The 8,823-nt window shown below is 30.3% G+C and carries 9 protein-coding genes; 5 read left to right on the top strand and 4 right to left on the bottom strand.

What is annotated here, in order from left to right; translation table 11 throughout:
- From ACKVOV_RS06410 to ACKVOV_RS06420, 3 genes are all read right to left on the bottom strand, one after another.
- On the bottom strand, nt 1-2,553 hold a 2,553-nt coding region (locus ACKVOV_RS06410; RefSeq protein ID WP_409205933.1), incomplete at its 3' end, for a hypothetical protein.
- Nucleotides 2,550-3,149 carry a hypothetical protein gene (locus ACKVOV_RS06415; protein ID WP_409205934.1) on the bottom strand — a complete coding sequence of 200 codons (600 nt, stop codon included), beginning with the start codon at nt 3,147-3,149 and terminating at the stop codon, nt 2,550-2,552. The genes ACKVOV_RS06410 and ACKVOV_RS06415, both read right to left, overlap by 4 nt.
- Nucleotides 3,133-3,639: an OmpH family outer membrane protein gene (locus ACKVOV_RS06420; RefSeq protein WP_409205935.1), complete on the bottom strand. Its 507-nt coding sequence runs from the start codon at nt 3,637-3,639 to the stop codon at nt 3,133-3,135. Before ACKVOV_RS06420 ends, ACKVOV_RS06415 begins: the two co-directional genes overlap by 17 nt.
- A gap of 189 nt (nt 3,640-3,828) precedes the next feature.
- On the opposite strand from ACKVOV_RS06420, the gene ACKVOV_RS06425 reads away from it, so the two are divergent.
- Genes ACKVOV_RS06425 through ACKVOV_RS06445 form a run of 5 tightly spaced genes read left to right on the top strand, consistent with a single transcriptional unit; the run spans nt 3,829 to nt 7,661 of the window.
- A complete protein-coding gene (locus tag ACKVOV_RS06425; RefSeq protein WP_409205936.1) occupies nt 3,829-4,533 on the top strand; it encodes a toxin-antitoxin system YwqK family antitoxin in 705 nt (234 codons plus the stop codon).
- Nucleotides 4,526-5,737: a hypothetical protein gene (locus tag ACKVOV_RS06430; protein WP_409205937.1), complete on the top strand. Its 1,212-nt coding sequence runs from the start codon at nt 4,526-4,528 to the stop codon at nt 5,735-5,737. The genes ACKVOV_RS06425 and ACKVOV_RS06430 overlap by 8 nt, the downstream gene beginning before the upstream one ends.
- The gene (locus ACKVOV_RS06435; RefSeq protein WP_409205938.1) at nt 5,712-6,062 is read left to right on the top strand and encodes a hypothetical protein; all 351 of its coding nucleotides are present in this window, start codon (nt 5,712-5,714) and stop codon (nt 6,060-6,062) included. Before ACKVOV_RS06430 ends, ACKVOV_RS06435 begins: the two co-directional genes overlap by 26 nt.
- Nucleotides 6,055-6,540, top strand: coding sequence for a type II secretion system protein J (locus tag ACKVOV_RS06440; protein WP_409205939.1), 486 nt, complete (start codon nt 6,055-6,057; stop codon nt 6,538-6,540). The genes ACKVOV_RS06435 and ACKVOV_RS06440 overlap by 8 nt, the downstream gene beginning before the upstream one ends.
- Nucleotides 6,540-7,661, top strand: a complete 1,122-nt coding sequence (locus tag ACKVOV_RS06445) for a type II secretion system F family protein (RefSeq protein WP_409205940.1) — start codon at nt 6,540-6,542, stop codon at nt 7,659-7,661. Before ACKVOV_RS06440 ends, ACKVOV_RS06445 begins: the two co-directional genes overlap by 1 nt.
- Here the strand turns inward: ACKVOV_RS06445 and ACKVOV_RS06450 are convergent.
- Nucleotides 7,658-8,698 carry a tyrosine-type recombinase/integrase gene (locus tag ACKVOV_RS06450; RefSeq protein ID WP_409205941.1) on the bottom strand — a complete coding sequence of 347 codons (1,041 nt, stop codon included), beginning with the start codon at nt 8,696-8,698 and terminating at the stop codon, nt 7,658-7,660. The two genes, ACKVOV_RS06445 and ACKVOV_RS06450, sit on opposite strands and share 4 nt — an antisense overlap.
- Between the last annotated feature and the right edge of the window lie 125 nt (nt 8,699-8,823).

Consider the following 8,823-nt stretch of genomic DNA (forward strand, 5'->3'; position numbering starts at 1 on the left):
ACGATAAGTAAAATATACTTTTTTAAGTGTTAGTTTTCCACCTTCAGTGTTTTCTAATCCAGATGTTTTATTAATAAAGTCTATGTTGTTTTCTATTCCTTTACACAAACTATAATTATATTCAAAATGTGCCACTTTTATTGGAACCGCATTTTCTAAATCGTCTTTGTGAGCCAAATATTCGGGTTTAGAATATAAAGAAATTTTATCTAATTTCCACATCTTTGATGCTTCGGAAGTTGCTCCACCTCCATTTTCATCTATCACACCATGACCATCTTTACGTTCAGAGATTGTAAAAATTGCTACATGAGTCTTGGTTTCAATTTTATTAATATATAACAATTCTTTTTCCCCATATTGGTAACTTCCTTTATCGTCTTTTACAGACGATCTTAAACCTTCGTCGTAATTAGCTTGATATTGTCCGTAAGGAACCCTCCACTTATAAGGCGTCTTTACACCATCACTAGACACGCTCTTGTTTGTATAAGAAAATTTTGTGTAAGTCCCCAAATCGCCATCAGATGGTCCTTTTTCCTTATCGGTATCTTGATAATCTGATGATAAAACGGAAGTTAACAAATAACTATGTGCATAAGCAGGTGTTGTAATTCTATTAAAATATTGATCACCTTCTCTTGAGTTTTTAGCAGAATTGTCTTTACCTGGGTTATATTGTACTAATCCTGTTTTACAATTTCCGTTTGCGCCTGAAACATCAAAAGTTACTTCTCTTTTTACACTATTATATGCTGCTCTACCATAATTATATTGTTCTCCACCATCTTTTATAATTCTTATCTCAGCTGTGTGGTTTTTATTAGATTTTTTGCTATATGGGCTAAATGTTTTAGAACCAAATTTACCTGCTTCTTCTCTAGATATTTTTTGAATAACTTGGTTTCTATTTAATCTGTTATTACCTCTTTTGATGTATGGTTGAGAGCCTAAATTAACTACACTAGCGTCATCAAAAACATTTTTATAATATTGCAAAGAGGTGTTTCTATGGAATTTAGCATTATCTGTTAGCTTAAAACTTATTGGCTCATATCCCCCTAATTCATTATTTAATAGACGAATCATGTCTTTATCTACATGAGCTCCTCCGATGTTTTTAAATAATACTTTTTCATAATTAGGCTTATTACCTGTTTCATTTTCATTAAAACGACTTAAGGCAGGATTATTATCTTCCCATAACCCCGTATAACTTTTACTTTTTGTTCCGTCCAAATCAACCCCAACGTGAGCACCTGCTCCTGCACCAAGCTCAACACCAATATTTAAAGAGGCACTGTCATCTTGTGTAAAATTATCATAAACATAACCTACTTGACTTCTGTAAGGTCTAAACATACCGCCCACGCCTTGTCCTTGTACATTATATAAATCGTAAGTATAATTTGTAACTGGAAGACTAACGGTATTTCTATTTACGGTTCTGTCTTTTTCTCTATTAAAATCTAGGATGTCTGATGACCCAGCATTAGATGTGTTTTCGTAACCAAAAGCTTTTTCTATTTTAAATTTTTCAGAAGATTTAATTCCTTGACTGTTTCTATATCCGGAAAATTTAAATCCAGGGTCTACACCATAAACTGCACCCTCAACATTTAAGTTAAACATTGCATTTACTGATGACATTCCTACACGTTTTGAAGGAGTAAAATCGGCAGGAGCAAATGAAAGAGAACCACCACCTATAGAACCTCCGTAGCTATTTCCTGAAGTACCACGTTCACCAATAGATCCGTTATCGTTTCTAAATCCATCTTTATGTTGTTCTGTAACCCTTTTAGCAGAAGCTGACATAGTTACAGACTCCACACCTTTTCTACTATTCATAGATACTCCAGCACTCACTGAAAGATCCGTATTTTTTCCTTCTTTTTCTTTTGTTTTTGCGCTTAATGAAATACTAGGGGATGCCGAAACACCATCAGTAGAGGAGTTTTCTAATTGCATTCCTACTGAAAGATTATCACCAATTGCAAATGTAAGACCTGCATTTGTAGAACATCCAAAACCATCATAACTATTGTATTTTATACCCACTCCAAAACCAACGCTAGCACTAACACCACCAGATCCACCAGACTTAGGCGTTTCGCCCACTCCAAAAGGAGAAAGAAAAACATTAAAATTACTCCCTATGGTAGTATTCTTTTTCATGTTGTTTTCATATACCATTTGATCTCCATTAAAATCATCTGGAATACCTCGTACTTGCCTCGCAATTTGTCCAACACCCAAGTCCCATCCTAGCCCAGTCCAAGAAGCTTCTTGGTCCATTGTTACTCCTGAGTTATAAGCTAAATTTAAAGGATAACCACCCACATCCATAATAGGTATATTATAATTAAAATCTCCACTAGCTAAATCGACCATATCAGATGTTCCAATAGGTGTAAACGAATTAAACTCAGGCTGAGTAGGACCGCCAGTTAATGCATACATTTGCATAGGCTGTGTAACCTGCAAAATCATCATAATCATTAAATAATAGGCCACGATTTTTGAAAACTTGCTTTCTCTAATTTGCTTCATAAGGCTATTTCTGTATATGGGTCTTTAAACTTAAATTTCATTGTTCCTTTTCTAAAAAGGTAATCGTTGTATACTAATTGTATTTTATCATTAGGATCTATTCCTGAAAACATTAAAAGTACCTTTTGAAAAGGTGCTACTTTATAACTTCTTTCGTAAAGAACCCCTGAGCATTTTATGGTATCTTTTGTTGAAGTAATCACATAAAAATCTCTATCTAATCCAAAAGACATGTATTTTACACCGTCTTCATAAGACATTCCTGTAAAATTATTTTTGAGTAAGTCTTTCTCCTCATCTTGATGAAAGGTGAATTCTATTATCCTTTCTGTTTTATTCTCTTCATATAAAGAATCTACAAGCTTTAAGTTTTCGTTTCCTTTATCTTTTAATAAATAATATTGGATAGGAACTTCTGTTGCTGTAAAATTAATATCATCTACATACTGATTATAAACTCTAGATTTCCAACCTATTTTCTCTAAATTAAAATAACGATCCCGTATTTCGGAATCGTCAGTTGCTTTATCCTCTTTTTTACAAGAAAATAAAATAAAAATTAACAGTATGAAGTAATACTTATTTAATTCCTTCATACTTTTTGTTTATGTAGGCTAGTAATTCATTTGTTTTGTCAATTTTTTCACTTGCAAAAAGTATAGTTTCTTTATTTTGGGATCCTATTATCAATTTGTAATTAGTTTCTTTTGAGTATTCATCTATATAATTATGAATTCGAGACCAGATTTTTAAACTCTCTTCTCCTGCAAAATTTTGATTAAATTGTTCCAATTCTTCTTTTCCTTTTACAAATTGTGACATCATTTGCTTTTTTTCAATTTCTGAGACCGAGTTAGATTGCAATTTAGAATACAGAGAATCTAGAATAGTTTTTCTAGCATTAAATTCTTTCTCTCCAATCTTTTTCATCTCTTTTGTCATATAAAAACCATCAAACAACTTTATATTATCAACATATACAATCTCTTCAGAGGCAAAAAAACTTCTAAAAATTAAAAAGCAGACTAATGCAATTAGACCAATCGAATGGATAAACGTTAAAATTTGTATTTTATTTTTTAGCACTATAAGTATTGTTAAATTTTTGCAAATATAATTTTATTTTTTGGGTTTTTTTACAATATCATGTTTAATAATTAGTTATGAATTTATTAAAATAATAAAGATCAATACATTATTAACTAAACCTAAATTTAATCACATTAAAAAATAAATTTAATATCTTGCACACGTTTTAAAATAAAATTTATACCCTTGAAAACAAAAGTCTTAACAATATTTTTAGCTCTAGTAAGTGGATTTTTATTAATATCATTTTCTGATCCTTATACAATAAAGCGAATTTCAGATGCGAATTTCAGGTATGAATTTTACACAACTGACAAAAAAATAAAAACCAAAAGCAATAAAATATATTATTGGTTTAAGGGTGGTTTAATTCACAATTCACAATCAGGTATGACTGGTGAATTGTTACAAGACAAGTTTATAAAAATGTATCATAGTAACCAGCTTGCGGAACAAGGAACATTCAAAAAAGGATTAAAAATTGGTTTGTGGAAAACTTGGTTTACAAATGGAATGTTAGAAACGACTCAGAAATGGAGTAATGGCTTAGAATCTGGGAAATTTTTTCGTTATAACGAAAGCGGATTGCTTATAGAAAAAGGAAGTTTTAAGTCTGGCAGAAAGCATGGTCTTTGGATTGATTATATCAAAAAAGACACTGTGATTTATAAAAGAGGTATAGTTTTTGTAAAAAAAGTGAAGCCTTCTAAAGCTGAAAAAACAAAAATTAAGGAAGAAAAACAAAAAATAAAGTCAGTAAAAAAAGAAGATAGAATTAAAAAAAGCGCTTCTAAAAAACTAGAAACTACTTCAGAAACAAAACCTGAAAAAGAAGGATTTTTTAAGAGATTATTCAGTAAAAAACAAACGAAAGAAAAGACGAATGGTTAAAGCGCATAGCTTATTATACGCCATATATATCTGTTTGATCATCTCCATCATTTGTGGTGCTTTGTTGTATTTTGCTAATTTATACAACCAACTTAATTTGCATTATAACCTTCAAGAAGAAATGTACATTCACAATCAATCTGTAGTGAATTTTGCATTGGGAAATCAAATATCTCAAGAAGAATTACCCATTGATGAAAACTCAGGAATTGAAGGTAATTATGACGTAAAGCAATATGGTTTATTAACCATGTTATTATCAAATTCAATTCTAAGAAATGATACGATTAGTTCGGCACATTTTGTTGGAAGCTATTCTTTAGACAAAACAGCGATTCACCTGGCTAATTTTACCAAATCGCTATCTTATTCTGGAACTGTTAAATTGGTTGGCGATAATATGTTGCCGACAACTTATATCGAAACATCTTATATTACTAACAAACCCAATAACTTAATTACACAAGGAAAAACCACCATTTCAGAGTTAATTTTGCCAGAGATAAATGCGAATTTTAAAAAAATATTCGAGGGAATAAATGCTGAAAAAACTACATTATCTGAAGTTCAAAAACCAAAAGATTCTCTATTTTTTAATTCTTTTCATAATACAACCAAAGAAGTTTATGTAAATTCCGTTTTAAGTAATATAAACTTCAAAGGAAATTTTATTTTACGGTCTAAAGATTCTATTCGAGTGAAGAAAAATACCGTTTTAGAAGATGTAATTCTCATTGCACCCAAAATCACTTTCGAAGAAGGTTTTACAGGAACAGTCCAAGCATTTGCAAGTAAAGGAATCGAGTTAGAACAAAAAGTAATCTTAAACTATCCGTCGGTAGTCTGTGTTTATAATCCAACATCAGAAGAAAGTTTAATCAAAATTAAAAAAGAATCTAAAATTACTGGAGCAGTAGTTTTATTTGGAAATGCATTAGAAAACATCAATAAAAATAATGTTGAAATAGATCAAGAAGGATTAATTTTTGGAGACATTTATTGTACTGGAAGATTAGATTTAAAAAGTAAAGTTTATGGATCTGTTTATACAAATCGTTTTTATCTCAAAACAACTTCATCTACTTACGATAATATGATTTCTGATATAGAAATAAATACGACCAAGCGTCCAAAATATTTTATAGCAATTCCACTATTTGAAACAAAAAAAACTGAGTATGGTATTCTTAAAAAAGTATTGTAACTTACATCTAAAAGCAAATTCTATCTTAGAATCTATGATTGCGCTAACTATTATTTCGGTGTGTTTGTATATTGCTATTATGATTTTTGCTGCGGTCTTTACGCCAAGAACAGCAGCAAAATTTTATGGTACTCAGAATAAAGTAAACGAACTCTTCTTTTTAGCACAACTAAAAAATGATTCGTTAACTACCGAAAATGAAGACGACAATCTTATTATTGAGGAAGAAATTATTAATGATCAGTTAAAAAAAGTAACCATACAATATAAGGATAGTACAAAATATCAGTTCGATAAAAGTTTTTATGTTCAAACCAATGAGTAAAAAAAACACAGTTGCAGCATTTTCTATAATAGAAGCAATTATCGGCATGGCGATTACGGCGATTATTATGGGAATTGTATTTGTTATTTTTTCGATTGTTTCCGAAAGAATGTTGGACTATAAAAACCAAAACGCATTGGTTAACGATTTAAACAGGTTAACTTATAGTATCAATAAAGATATTTTCGACAACGAAAAAATGAGCGTTATAGACAATGAAGTCCTGTTTAATGGATATTCAGGCGAAGTAGTAAAATATAATTTTCTGGATGATTATATATTACGAAGTCGAGAGGAATTTATAGACACTTTCAAAGTAAAATTAAAACACCTGATGATCGATTCGGTAAAAAGTAATACCCAGAAAAAAGTTTTTTTGAAGTTAAGACTAAATGTAGAAGTTAACGAAAGTGATTTAGATTTAAATTTCTACAAACAAGTATATGCTAACGAATTGTTACAAAAAACAAAACAATAATGAGTTTAGATTTAAGCACCTATAAAAGCGAAAAAACACCGAAAGTCAATTTCAAAATTGAAACTGGAAATTTTCAGTTTTCTAAAAAGCTTTCGGATAAAAAGAAAGAAGTTTTTTATCGTGAACTGGGAATGTTGCTAAAATCGGGGGTCGATTTCAAGAAAGCATTAGAAATTCTGAGCAATCAATCCAGCAATAAGTTCGAGAAACAAATCATCATCCAAATTAAAGACAAAGTAGTCGAAGGACGAAGTATTTATGAATCGATGAGAGAGACTAATCAGTTTTCTGCATACGAATATTATAGCATACAAATAGGAGAAGAAACCAGGAAACTGGAAGAAGTTTTGGGCGAATTACAAAAATATTTCAATAGAAAAATCCAAATGAAACGCCAAATCATTTCCGTTTTAACCTATCCAGCAATTGTAATGACAGTGACTATTTTGGTGCTTTATTTTATGTTGAATAAAGTGGTGCCCATGTTTAGTTCGGTATTTAAACAATTTGGAAGCGAACTACCTAAAAGCACACAAATTATTATAAAGATATCAAATCATTCAGGAACAATTTTCGGAATTGTTTTTGGTCTGATAATGGGATTCGCCATTATGCATACTTTGTTAAAAGAGAAGAAAAGCTATCGTGCCATTACAACAAAAATGATGCTTAAAATTCCATATTTTGGGAGTTTAATACAAAAAATATACATTTCTCGTTTTTGCCAGTCGATGAAGTTGCTCATAACATCAAAAACAACCTTAATTAATTCCTTATCACTAACAGCAAAAATGATAGGTTTTTACCCAATCGAAATAGCTATCGAAACCATAAAAGAAGATATAATAAGAGGAGCCTCATTAAATGAAAGCTTAAAGAAGCATTCCGTTTTCGAAAATAAAATGGTTTCTATGGTCGAAGTTGCCGAACAAGTAAACCAATTAGATATTATGTTCGACCGATTGACAGAACAATACAACGAAGAAATTAGTCATCAAACAAAAATGATTGGTGTAATTCTAGAACCAATGATTATTATCGTTATTGGTGTAATTGTGGGCGTAATTATGATTTCTATGTATGCACCAATGTTCGACTTGAGTAAAATTATAAAAAACTAATACATTTCTAACTTATCATGCACTTTGCTCAATTCTTTATCTATATAAGTTTGCGCATAATGAACATACCTATTAAAAGAATTACTAGCACTACTATGACCACTAATTTTTCTAACCAAAAGTTCTGGCATACCTAAAATAAGCATTGTTGTAATTGCAGTTCGTCGCATCATGTGAGAACTCATATTATCACAGAAACGATTTTTAGCATTTTTTGCTGTAATTTTTTTAGTAACTCCTTGTTTTTCTCGTGAGATATCTACAACATCTGTAAACTCTGCCATCTCACCAATTCTTTTTAGAGATCTATTAAAATTAGATAAGTTTTTCTCTCCAAAAACTGGAGTGCTGCTATTTTTCGGAATATATTTTTGGTAAATTTCTACCGCATAATTGGGTAGTTTTATAAAACTGTAGGTTTTTGTTTTCTGAGATTTTACTTTTAGATACCACTCATTATTAGTTTTTTCAAAATTCTTATTGGTTAGCAAAAAAATGTCTGAAAAACGAAGTCCAGTAGTGCAACCAAAAACAAAAATATTTTTTAGTTTAATTTGGGTAGAAGTCAGCTTTTTTTCGAACACCTTATTATGAATTAAAAACTTAAGCTGATCTGGAGTTAAAACTAAAATATCAATTTCTTCTTTTCGAATATAAAAGCTTTTGTGAAAATCGCCCACATAAATATCTTTCTCTTCCTTAAGCCAATTAAAAAAAACACGAATTATTTTTATGTTAGATCCCACATAATTATCAAAACAACCTTTTTTGTACATAAACTCGGTAAAAGCTTTATAAAATTTTTTCCAATAACTTTTTTCCGATTGAAGCTCACGAGTACTTAATCTTAAAATACTACAAATCCGCAATTCAAATTTTGCCTCGATACTAAACTGAGTTAAATTTTGCAAAACATATTTATACACTTTGGTCGAACTAGGAGTAATTCGTTCACCATTTTTTTTTAGTCTTTTTCCTGTTTCGGAATCTTTTATAAATTGTTTGAAAAGCGGAATAACTTCTTGCGTTTTTTTCATAAAATGAATTTTATCAAAACTACTATTTCGAGTTGTTTTTTTCGTTAGATTTGTAATGAATAACACGTTCTTTTTTTACTGGTTTTTATGCCCAAAAAGTGTCAAAAAACGCCATAAAGTGCAAA

Source organism: Flavobacterium sp. (assembly GCF_046153165.1).
GTDB lineage: Bacteria > Bacteroidota > Bacteroidia > Flavobacteriales > Flavobacteriaceae > Flavobacterium.